This window comes from Microbacterium sp. JZ70 (genome assembly GCF_053903225.1).
In genome coordinates this window covers 40,602-57,772 of record NZ_CP096405.1, presented here as the reverse complement: position 1 = coordinate 57,772, position 17,171 = coordinate 40,602, and the positions used below count along the sequence as shown (strand labels likewise).

At 71.2% G+C, this 17,171-nt stretch carries 12 protein-coding genes; 11 read left to right on the top strand and 1 reads right to left on the bottom strand.

Going from position 1 to position 17,171, the window contains the following annotated elements; translation table 11 throughout:
* Positions 1-103: 103 nt before the first annotated feature.
* Complete coding sequence (locus tag M1D46_RS00205; protein ID WP_271172898.1) at positions 104-1,126, bottom strand: LacI family DNA-binding transcriptional regulator; 1,023 nt, start codon at positions 1,124-1,126, stop codon at positions 104-106.
* A gap of 179 nt (positions 1,127-1,305) precedes the next feature.
* Here M1D46_RS00205 and M1D46_RS00200 point away from each other — a divergent pair, with 179 nt between their 5' ends.
* From M1D46_RS00200 to M1D46_RS00150, 11 genes are all read left to right on the top strand, one after another.
* Positions 1,306-2,604, top strand: coding sequence for an ABC transporter substrate-binding protein (locus M1D46_RS00200; RefSeq protein WP_456286199.1), 1,299 nt, complete (start codon positions 1,306-1,308; stop codon positions 2,602-2,604).
* 64 nt (positions 2,605-2,668) lie between these two features.
* Positions 2,669-3,577 carry a carbohydrate ABC transporter permease gene (locus M1D46_RS00195; protein WP_421075207.1) on the top strand — a complete coding sequence of 303 codons (909 nt, stop codon included), beginning with the start codon at positions 2,669-2,671 and terminating at the stop codon, positions 3,575-3,577.
* A gap of 1 nt (position 3,578) precedes the next feature.
* The gene (locus tag M1D46_RS00190; RefSeq protein ID WP_421075208.1) at positions 3,579-4,478 is read left to right on the top strand and encodes a carbohydrate ABC transporter permease; all 900 of its coding nucleotides are present in this window, start codon (positions 3,579-3,581) and stop codon (positions 4,476-4,478) included.
* 2 nt (positions 4,479-4,480) lie between these two features.
* Entirely contained in the window at positions 4,481-6,427 is a 1,947-nt protein-coding gene (locus tag M1D46_RS00185; protein WP_456286198.1) for a glycoside hydrolase family 127 protein, read from the top strand.
* 240 nt (positions 6,428-6,667) lie between these two features.
* A complete protein-coding gene (locus M1D46_RS00180) occupies positions 6,668-7,687 on the top strand; it encodes a LacI family DNA-binding transcriptional regulator (protein WP_456286197.1) in 1,020 nt (339 codons plus the stop codon).
* Entirely contained in the window at positions 7,684-9,222 is a 1,539-nt protein-coding gene (locus tag M1D46_RS00175) for a sugar ABC transporter ATP-binding protein (RefSeq protein WP_456286196.1), read from the top strand. Before M1D46_RS00180 ends, M1D46_RS00175 begins: the two co-directional genes overlap by 4 nt.
* 155 nt (positions 9,223-9,377) lie before the next feature.
* The gene (locus tag M1D46_RS00170) at positions 9,378-10,361 is read left to right on the top strand and encodes an ABC transporter substrate-binding protein (RefSeq protein ID WP_282978719.1); all 984 of its coding nucleotides are present in this window, start codon (positions 9,378-9,380) and stop codon (positions 10,359-10,361) included.
* Positions 10,362-10,452: 91 nt separating this feature from the next.
* Positions 10,453-12,012 carry a sugar ABC transporter ATP-binding protein gene (locus M1D46_RS00165; RefSeq protein ID WP_456286195.1) on the top strand — a complete coding sequence of 520 codons (1,560 nt, stop codon included), beginning with the start codon at positions 10,453-10,455 and terminating at the stop codon, positions 12,010-12,012.
* A complete protein-coding gene (locus M1D46_RS00160; protein WP_271172880.1) occupies positions 12,009-13,073 on the top strand; it encodes an ABC transporter permease in 1,065 nt (354 codons plus the stop codon). Before M1D46_RS00165 ends, M1D46_RS00160 begins: the two co-directional genes overlap by 4 nt.
* Positions 13,070-14,116 (top strand): ABC transporter permease subunit, encoded by a 1,047-nt coding sequence (locus tag M1D46_RS00155; RefSeq protein WP_271172879.1) that lies wholly within the window; start codon positions 13,070-13,072, stop codon positions 14,114-14,116. Before M1D46_RS00160 ends, M1D46_RS00155 begins: the two co-directional genes overlap by 4 nt.
* 145 nt (positions 14,117-14,261) lie before the next feature.
* A complete protein-coding gene (locus tag M1D46_RS00150) occupies positions 14,262-17,153 on the top strand; it encodes an immunoglobulin-like domain-containing protein (RefSeq protein WP_456286194.1) in 2,892 nt (963 codons plus the stop codon).
* Positions 17,154-17,171 lie beyond the last annotated feature (18 nt).

Here is a 17,171-nt window from a genome sequence, read left to right as displayed (position 1 = left end):
GTGCGGTGTGCGGGACACAGCGCAGGAGTTCTCCGTGGCCTGAGCCGCGGGAACCGGATTCCGGGGCGTGTCGGCCGCGGATCTCCTGCGTCGTGTCCCGTGCTCAGCCGACCGGGATGGTCGTTCCGCGCACGACGAGCTGGACGGGCGTGTGCAGGACGCCGCTCTCGATCCCGTTGTCGTCGAACGCGTGGAAGAGGTGCTGCGCGGCGGTGCGACCCAGCGCCTCGAAGTCCACGCCGACCGTCGTCAGGCGCGGACGGGAGTTCTCTGCGAGCACCGTCCAGTTGTCGAAGCCGATCACCGCGAGGTCGCGCGGCACGTCGCGTCCGAGGTCGCGCGCCGCGTCGAGCACGCCGCGCGCGATCTGGTCCGAGCCGCAGAAGACGGCGTCGATCTCCGGATCGCGCTCGAGCAGAAGGGCCGCAGCCGCCCGCCCCCAGTGCTCCGACCACTCGCCGAGCATCGGCTCCGCCGCGAAGGCCGTGCCGGCCGCGGCCAGCGCCTCCTGTGCTCCGCTCAGGCGATCCTGCGCGGCGGCATAGGAGGGGTCGCCTCCGATGTGCACGATGCGGCTGCGGCCGCACGCGAGCAGATGGCGGATGGCCAGACGGCCGCCCTCGACGTTGTCGGGCGTGAGCGACAGGTCGCGCGGATCGCTGGACGGTGCATAGACGTACACCACGGGGACCGGCAGCGCGCGGCCGAGGCTCCTGCGGGGATCGGTGCGGTCGCCCACGACGATGATCCCGTCGACCCTCCGGCTGAGCAGCGCGCGCAGGTGATGCTGCTCGCGGACGGCGTCGCCGCGCGCGTCGCACAGGAACACGTCGATGCGCCCCGCGCCGAAGGCGTCCTCGGCACCCATGAGGATGGGCAGGACGAAGCGGCCGTCGAGGTCGCTCGTGAGGAGTCCCACCGTGCTCGTGCGCCCGGCGGTGAGGCCGCGCGCGACCGCGTTGGGGGTGAACCCGACCTCCTCGGCTGCCGCCAGCACGCGAGCCCTCGTCGCCGCTGCGACGTCGGTGCGGCCGTTGAGTGCCTTGGAGGCGGTCGCCGCCGAGACGCGCGCGCGCTGCGCGACATCGTTCAGGGTGGCGGCCCGCCCGTTGCGCTCCGTGCTCATCGCTCTAGCGTGCCACAGTCTCGAAACCGTTACATGGATTTCTGCACCGTCGTGCTTGACGCCCCGCAGTGCCGCCGCTAGATTCAACGAAAGCCGTTTCGAAAGCTTTCGTGCGGCGTGTCGAGCATCGGCGGCAACGGCGGCGTGCTCGCTCAACGAAGAGCCAGAGGAGCAGACACATGATCACGACCATCCGGCGCGGCACGGCGATGCGCGCCGCAGGACTCGCCGTCGCGGGCGCGCTCGCGGTGGGCCTCACGGCGTGCTCGGGCGACAGCGGAGGCCAGGCTGCGGTCGACGAGATCCCCGCCGAGGGCGTGGACGACGGCTCCACCCTCTCCCTGTGGACGCGTGCGCCGATCGAGGCGCAGGCCAAGCTGCTCGTGGAGGAGTACAACGCCACGCACGAGAACCAGGTGGAGCTCACGGTCGTCCCGAACGACGACTACGTCGCGAAGGTCGGCGCGGCCGCGGGGTCCGGCGGGCTGCCGGACCTGTTCGCCGCCGACGTCGTCTACGTGCCGAACTGGGCGGGACAGGGGCTCTTCCAGGACATCTCGCCGCTCGTCGAGCAGCTCGACTACGCCGACGAGATCAACGCGGGCCACATGTCGGCCGGCACGATCGACGATGCCGAGTACACGCTGCCCTTCGTGCTCGACCTGTCGGTCATGATGTGGAACAAGGAGCTCGTCGAGCAGGCGGGCCACGACCCCGAGAAGGCACCCGAGACGATCGCGGAGTTCGCCGAGATCGCCCGTGACGTCGACGCGCTCGGCCTGGACGGCGTCTCCGGCACCTCGACCGGCCTCAACTGCGGCGGCTGCCTCCTCTTCACGTGGTTCCCGTCGATCTGGGCGTCGGGCGAGGAGGTCCTCAGCGAGGACGGCACCGAGTCGCTCCTCGACGGCGAGGCCGCGCAGGAGATCTACGGCACGTGGAAGGGCCTCGTCGACGACGGCGTCGTCGCGCCCGGTTCCGAGGACGAGACCGGCGCCACGTGGGTCGCCGGCTTCCAGGAGGGCAAGGTCGGCATCATGCCGTACCCGGCGACGCTGCTTCCGGCTCTCGAGTTCGACGCGGGCGTCGCGGGCCTCCCCGGCGTCGACGGAGGAGCCTCGACGTTCGTCGGAGGCGACAGCATCGGCATCTCGAAGGACTCCGAGCTCTCTGCGCAGGCGTGGAACTTCCTCGCGTGGATGATGTCGGAGGAGACGCAGGTCGACGTCCTCGCGGCGAACGGCAACGTGGTCTCCCGCGGAGACCTCGCCGACAACGAGCACGCATCGGCCGACCCGCGCCTCGTGACGATCAACGAGGTCGCCGCCCAGGGCGACACCCCCGTGGCCGTCAGCTTCCAGCAGGCCTTCAACGCCGCGGGAAGCCCCTGGCTCACCCTCGTGCGCAACGAGGTGCTCGGCGAGGGCGGAACCCTCGAAGAGGACAACGCCGCGATCACCGAGATCCTCTCGCAGTGACAGTCGCCGTCGGGGTGCTCCCCGCAGCGGAGCGCCCCGACGGCATCGGACAGAAGGATCCACGATGACCACCGCCGCCACGACCGCGCGACGTCCCGGGCGGACCCGCGCGCAGCGCGCGCACGCCATCCAGGGATGGCTGTACGCCTCGCCCACCGCCCTCTTCGTCGGCGTTCTCTTCGTCGTCCCGCTCGTCCTCGTCGTGGCCATGTCGCTCGGCGACTGGCCGCTGCTCGCGGGCTTCCAGGGCTGGAACTTCCCCGACAACTACGTCGCCGCCGTCGACCACCGCCTGTTCTGGGAGGCCATCCGCTTCACGGTGATCTACACGATCGCCGCGACGGTCCTCCTCATCGGCCTCGGCCTCGGGCTGGCCTTGCTCGTCCAGGAGTCGTCGCGATGGCGGTCGTTCCTGCGCACCGCCTTCCTCGTGCCGAGCGCCCTCGGCCTCGCCTCGGCGTCGCTCCTCTTCTATGTCCTGTACTCGCCGATCGCGGGTCCGTTCGCGGAGTGGATGGAGTCATCCGGCTTCACGATCCTCGGGACGCCTGGCGGCGCGCTCTGGGCGACGGTCTTCCTCATCGTGTGGCGCTTCACGGGGTTCTACATGTTGCTCATGCTCGTCGGCCTCCAGGCGATCCCGGGCGAGGTGTACGAGGCGGCGCGCATCGACGGGGCCTCGAAGCTGCAGACCTTCCTGCACGTCACGATGCCCCTCATGCGGCCCACCTTCGCGCTCACGATCGTCATGTGCGTCACGGGCTCGCTGCTCGCGTTCGAGCAGTTCTACATCCTCACCAAGGGCGGTCCTGACAACTCCACGATGACCGTCGTGCAGCTCATGTACTCCATGGCCTTCCAGGGGCAGAACGACCTCGGGATCGCGGGGGCGCTGTCGGTCATCGTGCTCATCGCCCTCGTCGTCATCAACGTCTTCCAGCTGCGGGTGCTCCGCGGCGGAGAGGAGAGCTGACATGACCGCGCTCGCTCCGACCGAGACCGAGGTCATCGTCACGGAGGGCCGCGGCGCGTCGCGCGCGCCGCGGCAGGGCGGATGGCGCCGGCTGCTCGCGAGGGCGCCGTTCGGCATCTTCTCGGCCGCGCTCGCGGCCGTCTTCCTCTACCCGCTCGTCTGGGCCGTCGTGTCGTCGTTCGCGCCGCGCGCCGGCACGAGTCAGACGGAAGGCTGGGGTCTCGGGAACTACGCGACGCTCGCCGAGTTCCAGGCGGGCATCTGGGTCTACCTCGGCAACTCGCTCGTCGTGTCGGGCCTCACCGTGATCCTCACGCTCGTGATCTCGTTCCTCGGCGGATACGCATTCGCCCGGTTCTCGTTCCCGGGGAAGACCGCCCTGTTCCTCACGACCCTGGCCATCCTCATGGTCCCGTACGCGACCCTCCTCATCCCGCTGTACGTGATCCTCAACGGCCTCGGCCTCGGCAACACGACCGTGGGCGTCGCCCTCGTGCTCACGATGTTCCAGCTGCCGTTCTCCACGTTCATGATGCGGATCGCGTTCGAGTCGATCCCGCGCGAGCTCGACGAGGCCGCCCTCGTCGACGGCTGCAACAGCTTCTCGGCGCTGTGGCGCGTGCTGCTGCCTGCGACCAAGCCGGGGCTCATCACGGTGGGGCTCTTCGCCTTCCTCACCGCGTGGAATGACTTCATCGCGCCCCTCATCCTCATCAGCGACACGAATCGGATGACGCTGCCGCTCGCGGTCGCGAACCTGCGCGGTCAGACGATGGGCGTGATCGACTACGGCGCCACGCTCGCCGGGGTCGCGGTCCTCGCGCTGCCCTGCGTGCTCCTGTTCCTCGTTCTCCAGCGTCACTACGTGCAGGGCTTCATGTCCGGCGCCTTCAAGGGATGATCATGACACTCACCACATCGCACCGCGCGACCGCGGCGGCTGCCGCTCCTGTCCTGCCGAGCTCGGGCGCGCTGCGTCCCCTGGGGATCGGCGAGGTCGCGATCACGGGAGGGTTCTGGGGCTCGCGCCAGAACGTGAACCGGCGCGCGACCCTCGCGCACATCGGCACGTGGCTCGAGCGCGAGGGCTGGATCCGCAACTTCGAGCTCGCCGTCGCCGGTGGGCTGCCCGAGGGCCGCCGTGGTCGCGAGTTCTCCGATTCCGAGGTCTACAAGTACCTCGAGGCGCTCGCGTGGGAGATCGGCCGTGCCCCCGATGACGAGCTCGAGCGCGCGTTCCGCGACGTCGTCTCGGTCGTGGGTGCGGCGCAGGAGCCCGATGGGTACCTGAACACGCGGTTCGGCCGCCCCGGTCAGGGCCCGAGGTGGTCCGACCTCGAATGGGGGCACGAGCTCTACTGCCTCGGGCACCTCTTCCAGGCCGCGGTCGCTCGGGCACGCACGAAGCCCGGCGCCGACGACGGGCTCCTCGAGATCGCGACACGCGCCGCCGACCTCGTCTGCGAGGTGTTCGGCGAGGACGGCATCCCGTCGATGTGCGGGCACGCGGAGATCGAGACGGGACTGGTCGAGCTCGGTCGCGTCACAGGCGAGCCCCGCTACATCGCGCAGGCGAAGCTCTTCGTCGACCGGCACGGCACGGGCGTGCTCGCGGACATCGAGTTCGGCCGCTCGTACTTCCAGGACGACATCCCGATCCGCGAGGCCGACGTCCTCCGCGGCCACGCGGTGCGCGCGAACTACCTCTCGTCGGGGGCGCTCGACGTCGCGGTCGAGACGGCCGACGGCGAGCTGTCCTCGGCGCTCGTGCGGCAGTGGGACAACACGGTCGCCCGCCGCACGTACATCACCGGCGGGCAGGGCGCCCACCACCAGGACGAGGCGTTCGGCGCCGACTTCGAGCTGCCGCCCGACCGCGCCTACTCCGAGACCTGCGCCGGCATCGCATCGGTCCAGTTCAGCTGGCGCCTGCTGCTCGAGCGCGGGGAGGCGAAGTACGCCGACCTCATCGAGCGCACGCTGTACAACGTCGTCGCGACGTCGCCCTCGTCCGCTGGCACGGCGTTCTACTACGCGAACACGCTGCACCAGCGCACGCCGGGAGAGGTCGCCGACCCGGATGCGCCGTCCGCGCGTGCCGAGTCGTCGCTGCGCGCGCCGTGGTTCGAGGTGTCGTGCTGCCCGCCCAACGTCGCCCGCACCCTCGCCAGCCTCGCCGCGTACGTCGCGACCGTCGACGAGGAGGGGCTCCAGATCCACCAGTACGCTCCGACCACGATCTCCACGACGGTCGCCGGGCACGACGTCGCACTGCACGTGGAGACGGACTACCCCGCGGCCGGCGACATCCGCGTCACCGTGGACGCCGCAGCGGACGCGGAGTGGACGCTCTCGCTCCGCGTGCCCAGCTGGGCGGTCGGAGCAGCGCTCGAAGTCCGTTCGGCGGACGGCGGGGTCCAGACGCTCGCGGCGGAACCCGGGTACGCGACCGTGCGTCGCGCGTTCTCCGCAGGCGATGTCGTGACGCTGCGCCTCCCTGTCGCCCCGCGGCTCACGCGGCCGGACGCGCGCATCGACGCGATCCGGGGCGCGGTGGCGGTGGAGCGCGGCCCCGAGGTGCTGGCGCTCGAATCGGTCGACCTCCCCGAGGGGATCGGCGTCGATGTCGTGGCGATCGATCCCGACGCGCCCCTGCGCGAAGAGGGCGGACGCGTCGTCGCGCGCCTGGCCATCCGACGCCCCGTCGACCTGCCGTGGCCGTTCGGAGACCCCGAGGTCGCAGACGACGAGCAGATCGTCGACGTGCCGCTCATCCCGTATCACGAGTGGGCCGAGCGGGGCCCCTCCACGATGCGCATCTGGATCCCCGAGCGCCGAGCGGGGGCCTGACCCCGCCGCCCCTCCCACCCACTCCGACCCCGCATGTCTCACTCTCGGCGGTTCTGGCGGGCGCGGAGCCGCCGAGAGTGAGACATGCAGAGTCGGGGACGCCGTCTCCCGGGGAGAGCGGATGGCCGGGGCTTGTTCCCGCTCACAGACCGCCGCGATCGCTAGGCTGAGGGGGCCGCGCGCCGCCGCGCGCGGCCCCCGTCCCGCTCCCGGCGACGGCGAGACCGATGGAGGACTCCGGTGGCGAACACGAGCGCGGACAAGCCGAACATCCGGCAGGTCGCCCAGCTCGCCGGCGTCTCGCACATGACGGTCTCGCGCGTCCTCAACGACTACCCGTACATCAAGGAGGCCACGCGCCGCCGCGTGCTCGAGGTCATCGAGGAGCTCGACTACCGCCCCAACATGGCGGCGCGCGCCCTCGCGACGCAGCGCAGCCAGCGGATCGGCGTGCTCGTGGAGAGCGCGGTCGAGTTCGGCCCGACGAGCACGCTCCGCGCCGTCGAGTCGGCCGCGCGGCTCGCCGGATACTCCGTGAGCGCGATCGCTCTGCGCGGCGGCGATGAGATCACGCCGCAGGAGGCCGTCGACAACCTCACGACCCAGGGGATCGACGCCCTGTGCGTCGTCGCCCCGCGCTCGTCGTCGATCGCCGCCCTCCGCAAGATCTCGATCGGCGTCCCGGTGCTCGTCGTCAAGCCCGACAAGGACCCGGCGTTCCTCACCGTCTCGGTCGACCAGCAGGAGGGCACGACCCTCGCGGTCGACCACCTCGTCTCGCTCGGGCACCGCGACATCCTGCACCTCGCCGGGCCGCTCGACTGGCTCGACGCCCGCGCACGCGAGCGCGCCTTCCACGCACGCGCGAAGGCATGGGGCATCCGGGAGCGCCCGATCGTCGTCGGCGACTGGACGGCCGACTTCGCCTACGACTTCGCCAGGGGCATCCGCGAGCTGCCCGACTACACCGCGATCTTCGCGGGCAACGACGACATGGCGGTCGGGCTCATCCACGGGCTCGCCGACCGCGGATTCTCCGTGCCAGACGACCTCAGCGTCGTCGGCTTCGACGACGTGCCGCTCTCGGCGCACGTGCTGCCGCCGCTCACGACCATCCGGCAGAACTTCCACGCGCTCGGCGTCTCCGCGGTCGACATGCTGCGCGCGGCGATCGAGAAGCGCGAGATCCCTCGCGTGACGCGCATCCCCGCCGAGCTCCTCGTGCGCTCCTCCACGGCCGCGCCGCGGGAGCGGCGATGACCGCGCGTCAGCCCGTCGTGGAGATGACGGGGATCTGCGTCGAGTTCGCGGGGGTCCGCGTCCTCGACGACGTGGACCTCACGCTGCGCCCGGGCGAGGTGCACGCGCTCATGGGCGAGAACGGCGCCGGCAAGTCCACGCTCATCGGCGCGCTCACCGGAACCGTGCCCATCCGCTCGGGCGAGGTGCGCATCGACGGAGACGAGAGCGTTCCGGTGGGCGTCGCGCGCAGCCGCGCGCAGGGCATCGCGACCGTGTTCCAGGAGACGCGTCTCAGTCCGCACCTCACGGTCGCCGAGAACGTCATGCTCGGCAACGAGATCCGAGGCCGCCTCGGCATCGACTGGAAGGCCAACCGCGCCCGCACCCAGGAGGTGCTCGCGCGGCTCGGCCTCGACGACGTCGACCCCCGCGCGCCGCTCACGGCTCTGTCGCCCGCGGTCAAGCAGCTCGTCGCCGTCGCGCGAGCCCTCGTGCTCGAGCCGCGCGTCCTCATCCTCGACGAGCCGACCGCGAGCCTCGACGCGGCCGAGGTCCGCACGCTCCTCCGGGTCGTGCGGAGTCTGCGCGACCGCGGCGTCGCCATCCTCTTCGTCTCGCACTTCCTCGAGCACGTCTTCGCGATCGCCGACCGGATGACCGTGCTGCGCGGCGGGCGCGTGGTGGGGGAGTACGCCGCCGACGATCTCGACCGGGCCGACCTCATCTCGAAGATGATCGGCGAGGACATCGAGGCGCTCAAGGCGCTGCGCTCGGAGCGCCTGTCGCACCACTACGCGGCCTCGGGGGAGCCGACCCTGTCGGCCTCAGCGCTCGGACGACGCGGCACGCTCGAGCCGACCGATCTCGAGCTCTCCCGTGGCGAGGTGGTCGGCTTCGCCGGGCTGCGCGGCTCGGGGCGGACCGAGCTCGCGCGCCTCATGGCGGGCGCCGAGCGCGCCGACAGCGGCGAGCTCTGGGTCGACGGACGGCGGGTGCAGCTGAGCAGCCCGGGCGCCGCGCTCCACCACCGCATCGCCCTCTCCACGGAGAATCTCCGCGACGAGGGGATCATCGGCGGGCTCACGGCGCGCGAGAACATCGTGCTCGCTCTGCAGGCGCTGCGCGGATGGTCGCGGCCGCTGTCGCGCGGCGAGCAGGACGCGCTCATCGAGACGTACCTCGAGGCCCTGCGCCTGTCGCCGTCCGACATCGACCGGCCCGTCGAGGAGCTCTCGGGCGGCACGCAGCAGAAGATCATGCTCGCGCGCCTCCTCGCGACGCGCCCGCACGTGCTCATCCTCGACGAGCCCACGCGCGGGATCGACATCGGCGCGAAGCTCGACATCCAGCGCAAGGTCGCTCAGCTCGCGGGGGAGGGCGTCGCGGTCGTCTTCATCTCGTCGCAGCTCGAGGAGGTCGTGCGGCTGAGCGATCGCATCGTCGTGCTCAAGGACCGCGAGAAGATCGGCGAGCTCAGCAACGGCCCCGGCGTGACCGTCGACACGATCGTCGAGATGATCGCCGCCGACCTCGACGGGGATCTCGGGGACTGATCCCGTCACGATCCGATCTCGCCCTTGCACGGAACAAATTGTTCCCGGTAACATCTCGAGTACGGCGCACCACGCGTCACTGCAATCGGCAGCGGATCCACGACGGATCCGGATCGCCGGGCGGCCCTGCGCCCGGTGTCTCGAGGAGGAGAACCATGTCTGCACACAAGCGCGTCTTCCAGGTGCTCGGTCTCGCGACCGTCGGCGCCCTGTCGCTCGGTCTCGCTGCCTGCTCGGGCGGGGCGGCCGGCGATGACGACGTCACCACGATCGGCTTCGTCGCGGTCGGGCCCGAGGGCGCCTGGCGCGAGGCGAACGAGCAGAACATCCAGGACACGTTCACGGAGGAGGCGGGCTACGAGCTCAAGTACGCGCCCGCCACGAACCTCGACCAGAAGTCGCAGATCGACGCGTTCACGTCGTTCGTCGACGAGGGCGTCGACGTGATCCTGCTGTCGGCCACCGAGGCCACCGGCTGGGAGGACTCGCTCAAGCGGGCCCAGGAGGCGGAGATCCCCGTCGTGCTGCTCGACCGCGGCATCGAGCCCGACGACACGAGCCTCTACGTCACGCGCATCGCGCCCGACAACATCGAGGTCTCCACGGCGGTCGCCGAGTGGGCGGTGTCGGCCTTCCCCGACGGCGCGAACTACTTCGTGCTCGAGGGCCCGGCAGGCGTCTCGGTCGTGAACGAGCGCAACGAGGGCTTCGACGCCGTCGTCGGCGCCGAGTCGAGCTTCACGAAGATCGGCGCGCAGACGGCGAACTGGTCGACCGAGGAGGCCAAGGGCGTCGTCGAGACCGTCCTGAAGTCCAACGACAACGACGTGCAGTTCATCTTCGCGCAGAACGACGAGATGGGCCTCGGCGCCGTCCAGGCCGTCGAGGAGGCGGGCCTCACGCCGGGTGAGGACGTCAAGATCGCCACGATCGACGGCACGCAGGGCGCCCTCGAGGCCCTCGCGGCCGGCGACCTCAGCTTCGTCGCCGAGTACAACCCGCTGTTCGGCGAGACCGCCCTCGACGTGGTCGAGAAGGTGCTCGCGGGCGAGGACGTCGAGCCGAGCATCGTCGTCCCGAGCGAGACCTTCGACTCGCCCGAGGCCGCCGAGACCGCGCTGCCCGACCGCAAGTACTGATCGGGCACGCGCCCGACGTGCGGGGCCCTCGCGGGCCCCGCACGCTCAGACCACCCGCGGCACGCTCGCGGCGACAGATGTGGAGCATGCGATGACGCAATCGCGTCCGATCGTCGAGATGGAGGGCATCTCGATATCGTTCCCCGGCGTGAAGGCCCTCGACGAGGTGAGCTTCCGGCTCTTCCCCGGCGAGGTGCACACGCTCATGGGCGAGAACGGGGCCGGGAAGTCGACCCTCATCAAGGCGCTCACGGGCGTCTACCGGATCGACGAGGGCGAGATCCGCATCGCGGGCGAGCCTCGGCGGCTCACCGGCACGGCCGACGCGCAGAGCGCGGGCATCTCGACCGTGTACCAGGAGGTCAACCTCTGCGCGAACCTCACGATCGGCGAGAACGTCATGCTCGGCCACGAGGTGAAGGGCCCGCTCGGGATCAACTGGCGCGCGACGCACCGCCGTGCCGGGGAGACGCTCGAGAAGCTCGGGCTCGGCCACCTCGACCCCAAGCAGTCGCTCGCGACCCTGCCCCTGGCCATCCAGCAGCTCGTCGCGATCAGCCGGTCGATGGTCGCGCAGTGCAAGGTGCTCATCCTCGACGAGCCGACCTCGAGCCTCGACGCGAACGAGGTCGAGCAGCTCTTCGCGGTCATCCGCCGCCTGCGCGACCAGGGCGTCGCCATCCTGTTCGTCTCGCACTTCCTCGACCAGGTCTACGCGATCAGCGACCGCCTCACGGTGCTGCGCAACGGCCGGTTCGAGGGCGAGTTCCGCACGCGCGAGATCGACCGCGCGACCCTCATCTCCACCATGATCGGCAAGGACGCCCAGACGCTGGCGTCGCTCGACGCCAAGCCGGCACGGCGTGTGCGCGGCGACGCGCTGTACTCGGCCAAGGGGATCAGCCGCAAGGGCGCGATCGAGGAGGTCGACCTCGACCTGCACCGCGGAGAGGTCGTCGGGTTCGCCGGCCTCCTCGGATCGGGGCGCACGGAGCTCGCGCGCCTCGTCTTCGGCGCCGACCGCCCCGACACGGGCGAGGTCGCGCTCCGGGGGAGGAAGGCCGACATCTCGACGCCGGCGAAGGCGCTCGCCGAGCGCATCGCGTTCTCGAGCGAGAACCGCCGCGACGAGGGCATCATCCGCGACCTCAGCGTCCGCGAGAACCTCATCCTCGCCGTCCAGGCCAAGCGCGGCTGGGCGCGCCCGCTGCCGCGCCGCGAGCAGGATGAGCTCGTGAGGAAGTACATCTCGGCCCTCGGCGTCCGCCCGACCGATCCCGAGCGGCCGATCCGCCTGCTCTCGGGCGGCAACCAGCAGAAGGTCCTCCTGGGCCGGTGGCTCGCGACCGAGCCCGAGATCCTCATCCTCGACGAGCCGACGCGCGGCATCGACGTCGGCGCCAAGGCCGAGATCCAGGAGTACGTCGCCGCTCTCGCCGACGAGGGGCTGTCGGTCGTCTTCATCTCGTCGGAGCTCGAGGAGGTCGTCCGGCAGAGCGACCGCATCGTCGTCCTCAAGGACCACCGCAAGATCGCCGAGATCGACGGCGGCCCCGGCGTCTCCGCCGATTCCATCGTCACGATCATCGCCGAGGACGGCCTCGACGGTGCAGACGCGGATGGCGCCATCCGCGAGGAGGTCGCATCATGAGCGAGAGCGCATCCCGCTCCCGAGAGGTCCTGAGGGGACTGCTCAAGAGCCAGTACGTGTGGGGCGTCGTCGCCATCGTGCTCCTGCTCGCCGTCAACCTGGCGAAGGACCCCGGCTATCTCGCCGTCACGGTCGGCTCGTCGGGCCACCTCGTGGGCAACGTCATCGACATCCTGCGGGCCGCCGCGCCGATCATGATGATCGCGGTCGGCATGTGCCTCGTCGTCGCGACAGGCGGCATCGACCTCTCGGTGGGATCCGTGATGGTCGTCGCCGGCGCCGTGTCGATGGAGTTCCTCAGCGCGGCACCCGACACACTCGGCTCGGCGTTCGCCGCGCTCGGTCTCGTGGTCGTCGTGAGCGCGGCGCTCGGAGCCGTGAACGGCGTGCTCGTGTCGGTCGTGGGCCTGCAGCCCTTCATCAGCACGCTCGTCATCATGCTCGCGGGGCGCGGTCTCGCGAAGGTCATCACGGGGGGCCAGAACACGACCGCCTCGAACGAGGCGTTCCGGTGGATCGCGAACGGGTACGTGCTCGGCCTGCCCGTCGTGTTCCTGCTCGCGCTGCTCATCGTGATCGCCGTCGGCCTCCTCGTCCGCCGCAGCGCCCTGGGCCTCATGCTCGAGGCGATCGGCATGGACGCCAAGGCCGCGCGCCTGGCCGGCGTCAACCGCCGCGCGCTGCTGTTCACGGTGTACATCGTCGGCGGGGTGCTCGCGGGCATCGCGGGCGTCTTCGCGACGGCGAGCGTGATGACCGTCGACGTGTCGCGCACGGGCTACCAGCTCGAGCTCGACGCGATCCTCGCGGTGGTCATCGGCGGCACGTCGCTCGCGGGCGGCAAGTTCAACGTCACGGGCGCCGTCGTCGGGGCCATCCTCATCGCGACGCTCGACAAGACGGTCGTCTTCCTCGGCATCTCGTCGTCGGCGACCCCGGCCTTCAAGGCCATCGTCATCGTCGCGCTCTGCCTCCTCCAGTCGGAGCGGGTGCGGCGCGTGTTCCGTCAGCGCCGGGCGCGCACAGCCCGCCCGGCCCAGCGAGAGGTCGTCGCGGCATGAGCGCTCTCACCACGCCCCCGGCTCCCGCACCCGCGCAGGAGCCCGGCCGCCTGAGCCCGATCCTCCAGCGGCTGTCCCTCCACCTCGACACGCTCCCGACCGCCGCGGCCGTCGTGATCTTCGTCGGGATGATCATCTACGGCGAGGCCGCGTACGGCCAGATCGTGCAGTTCAACACGCTGTCGAACCTGCTCATCAACAACGCGCACCTCATCATCCTCGCCGTGGGCCTCACGTTCGTGATCCTCACGGGCGGGATCGACCTCTCGGTCGGCGCCGTGATCGCGTTCAGCAGCGTCGCCGGCGTGCTGCTCATCAACGCGGGCTGGGACCCCTGGGTCGCGACCGTGCTCATGATCCTCATCGGCACCGTGTTTGGCGCGATCTCGGGCGTGCTCATCCAGTACTTCCACGTGCAGCCGTTCATCGCGACCCTCGCGATGATGTTCCTCGGCCGCGGTCTCGCGTCGATGCTCAGCACGGTGCCCGAGCGCCTCGCCGACGACTCCGCGCTGCGCACGCTGGGCACGCAGATCAAGGTCGTCGACGGGCCCAAGGTCAACGACATCGTGATCACGCCCGGCGTGCTCATCGCCGTGGTCGTCGTCGCGATCGCGTTCTTCGTGCTGCACCGCACCCGCACCGGGCGCACGGTGTACGCGATCGGCGGCTCGGAGCAGTCCGCCGCGCTCATGGGCCTGCCCGTGGCCGCGACCAAGATGTGGGTCTACGTCATCAGCGGCACCCTGTCGGGGCTCGCCGCCGTCGTCTACACCGCTCGTCTCGGCAGCGCCCAGAACATCACCGGCATCGGGTGGGAGCTCGACGCGATCGCGGCGGCCGTCATCGGCGGCACGCTGCTCACGGGCGGCGCGGGCTTCGTGCTCGGCTCGGTCGTCGGCGCCCTCGTGCTCGGTCTCATGAACGTGCTCATCACGCGCGACGGCGGCATCCCGCCGGAGGCCACGACCATCATCACGGGAGGCATCCTCCTCGTGTTCGTCCTGCTGCAGCGCGCCGTGCTCGCACGGCGTCGCGAGTAGCGCACCGACGCGCCGGCGCCTCATCGACCGATCGAGCGTGAGGCGCCGGCCGCGCCCCTCCGCCCTCGACGGGCGTTCCCCTGCGCCCTGCGCGCGACCCCCGGCGCCGATGACGACGCCGTTCTCGACGACGAGAGGCACGACCTTGAGAAGAACGCTCCGACCCGCCGCGATCGGCATCGCGGCGGCCCTGACCGTCGGGCTCGCGGCGGCGACGGCTCCGGCCGCCGCCGAGGACTCCGCGCCCCTTCTGCACTACGCGTTCGACGCGGCGCCCGCGGACGGCGTCACGATCGACGACCTCAGCGGCAACGGCAATCACGGCGTCCTGCGGCAGTCCGGCGCGGCCTTCGCCGACGGCGTGCTGTCGCTCCCGGGCGGGTCGGCCACGAGCTCAGCGGCCTACGTCGAGCTTCCGACAGACGACCTCGTCGGCCGCAAGGACCTCACCGTGTCGATGTGGGCCTCGCATCGCTCGGGGCCGGGGAACCTCGCCGCGGCGTTCATCGGCGCGCCCGTCGCGAGCGGCGCGTCGTACTCGAGCGGATACTGGCTCCTCAACCCGTCGAATCCGAGCGGCTACGTGAAGTCGGTCGTCACGAACACGGTCAGCGCGTCGGCGCCGTGGGGCACTGAGGTCGGCGCCGGCGCCACCGGCACGCCGACCGCGGGGGTGCGCACGCCCGCCGGGATGGCGCTCTACACGACCGTGATCGACGGGACGAACGGGCGGCTCACCCTCTACGTGAACGGCGAGAAGGCGGCCGAGCACGCCATCGCGCGCGACGTCGCGAGCTTCGGCAGCAGCCTCGTCGCCTACCTGGGCCGCTCGACGTACCGCGACCCGTTCTTCGCGGGAGACATCGACGATCTCGCGGTGTACGGCGAGGCGCTCGACCCGACCGAGGCCGCCGCGCTCTACAGCGACGGCGCCCTCGATCGCGCGGTGGCGTCGGTCGATGTGCCCGCGACCGCGGAGGCCGACTTCGCGCTGCCGACGACCGCGTACGGCACGTCGATCGCGTGGAGCTCGGATGACCCCGCGATCGCGATCTCGGGTGGATCGGCGACCGTGGTGCGCCCCGCACCGGGCTCGGGCGACGCGGCCGTGACCCTGACCGCGGTGTTCACCGCGGGAGAGCAGACGCGGACGGCGACGTTCGCCGTGACGGTCCCGGAGGACCTCACCGACGCGGAGAAGGCGGATGGCGACCTCGCGGCGATCGAGATCGCGAACGCTGCAGACGTGCGGACGAACGTCTCCGTGCCCACGACCGGCGCGCACGGATCGGCGATCAGCTGGACGGTGCCCGAGGGCGCTCCGGTCTCGCTGCGCGACGGCGCGGCCGAGGGCACGCAGACCCTCGTCGTGGAGCGGCCCGCGGCCGGCGAGGAGGCGGTCGACGTCATCCTGACGGCGACAGCCCGCGTCGGCGACGCGACGCGAACCCGCGAGATCGCCCTGGCCATCCAGCCCCTGCCATCCGACACGGCGGAGGAGGAGGCGTACGTGTGGGCCTTCTTCACGGGCGAGGGCGACGGCGCCGAGCGTGTGAGCCTCGCCGCCTCGCGCGGCAACGACGCCCTCCGCTGGAACACGCTCAACGACGGGCAGCCGCTCTTCACGTCGACGCAGGGCACGCAGGGCCTGCGCGACCCGTTCATCATCCGCTCGGCGGAGGGCGACCGCTTCTACATGCTCGCCACCGACCTCAAGGTCGCGGGCCTGGCCGGGGGCTTCGACGCGGCCCAGCGCACGGGCTCGCTGCACATGGAGGTCTGGGAGTCGAACGACCTCGTGCACTGGTCGGAGCAGCGCCATGTCAAGGTGTCGAGCGACTTCGCGGGGAACACCTGGGCGCCCGAGGCGTACTGGGACGAGGAGCTCGACACGTACGTCGTGTACTGGGCCTCGAACCTCTACGACACGACGGATCCCGCCGACCGGACGGCCGTGACGTACAACCGCATGATGTACGCGACGACCGACGACTTCGTCACGTTCTCCGAGGCGCGGCCGTGGGTCGACGTGAAGCGCGGCACCGGCCGCGGGACGATCGACGCGACGATCGCCAGGGTCGACGGCACGTACTACCGGTTCCTCAAGGACGAGGCGTCCATGACGATCCGCCAGGAGCGCTCGACGGACCTGCTCGCGACCGTCTCGGGCACCCTGCCGGATGGCGAGGGCGCGGCCGACGAGTGGACGCTCGTGAAGGACCAGGTCGCGACCGGGCTGCCGAACGGCGAGCCCGGCGGCACCTTCACCCAGGGCGAGGGGCCGAGCATCTTCCCGGCGAACGACGGCGACGTGAACGGGTACGAGTGGTACCTGTTCATCGACCAGCCGTCGTACCACGCGGGGCCGAACTACTACATCCCGTTCGCGACCGACGACATCGCCGACGGCGATGCGTGGCAGCCCGTCGGCGCCACGCTGCGGGAGAACCTGCCGCAGAACGCCGATGGCGGCAAGCCGCGGCACGGAACCGTGCTGCCCGTGACCCGCGAGGAGTACGAGACGGTGCTCGAGGCGTTCGCGCCCGACCTCGCGGTGGCCGAGGCCGACGCGATCGCCGTGACGACGCCCGCGGGCACGGCGCCGGCGCTGCCCGGTGCGCACCTGACGATGGCGGATGGCTCGGAGCAGGATGTCCGGGTCGTCTGGGATGCGATCGACCCGGCCGCATACGCGCAGCCCGGCACGTTCACCGTGCGGGGCGTCGCGCAGGACGCATCCCGCGCGCCCGTGGAGGCGACCGTCACGGTGACGGCGCCGCTCGAGGTCTCGGCGTCGACGCGCTGCGTCGGCGGGAAGGCGACCGTCGTCGTGAAGGCGACGAACGTCGGAGCGGCGGCGGTCGACGTCGCTCTGTCGTCGAGCTTCGGAGCGAAGACCCTCGCGGCGCTGCAGCCCGACGCGAGCGGCTCGGTCGCGTTCCCGACGCGCACCGCGGCCATCCCCGCCGGCGTCGTCACCGCGGCGGCCGGCGGCGCCGAGATCGACGCACCCTACGCCGCCGTCACCTGCGGCTGACCCAGGGTGCGGCCGCTG

Excerpts from the sequence above, each read along its gene's own strand:
- M1D46_RS00190 (WP_421075208.1), top strand. The coding sequence starts at position 3,579 with ATGACCGCGCTCGCTCCGACCGAGACCGAGGTCATCGTCACGGAGGGC.
- M1D46_RS00170 (WP_282978719.1), top strand. The coding sequence starts at position 9,378 with ATGTCTGCACACAAGCGCGTCTTCCAGGTGCTCGGTCTCGCGACCGTC.
- M1D46_RS00165 (WP_456286195.1), top strand. The coding sequence starts at position 10,453 with ATGACGCAATCGCGTCCGATCGTCGAGATGGAGGGCATCTCGATATCG.
- M1D46_RS00160 (WP_271172880.1), top strand. The coding sequence starts at position 12,009 with ATGAGCGAGAGCGCATCCCGCTCCCGAGAGGTCCTGAGGGGACTGCTC.
- M1D46_RS00200 (WP_456286199.1), top strand. The coding sequence starts at position 1,306 with ATGATCACGACCATCCGGCGCGGCACGGCGATGCGCGCCGCAGGACTC.
- M1D46_RS00205 (WP_271172898.1), bottom strand. The coding sequence starts at position 1,126 with ATGAGCACGGAGCGCAACGGGCGGGCCGCCACCCTGAACGATGTCGCG.
- M1D46_RS00175 (WP_456286196.1), top strand. The coding sequence starts at position 7,684 with ATGACCGCGCGTCAGCCCGTCGTGGAGATGACGGGGATCTGCGTCGAG.
- M1D46_RS00155 (WP_271172879.1), top strand. The coding sequence starts at position 13,070 with ATGAGCGCTCTCACCACGCCCCCGGCTCCCGCACCCGCGCAGGAGCCC.
- M1D46_RS00185 (WP_456286198.1), top strand. The coding sequence starts at position 4,481 with ATGACACTCACCACATCGCACCGCGCGACCGCGGCGGCTGCCGCTCCT.
- M1D46_RS00195 (WP_421075207.1), top strand. The coding sequence starts at position 2,669 with ATGACCACCGCCGCCACGACCGCGCGACGTCCCGGGCGGACCCGCGCG.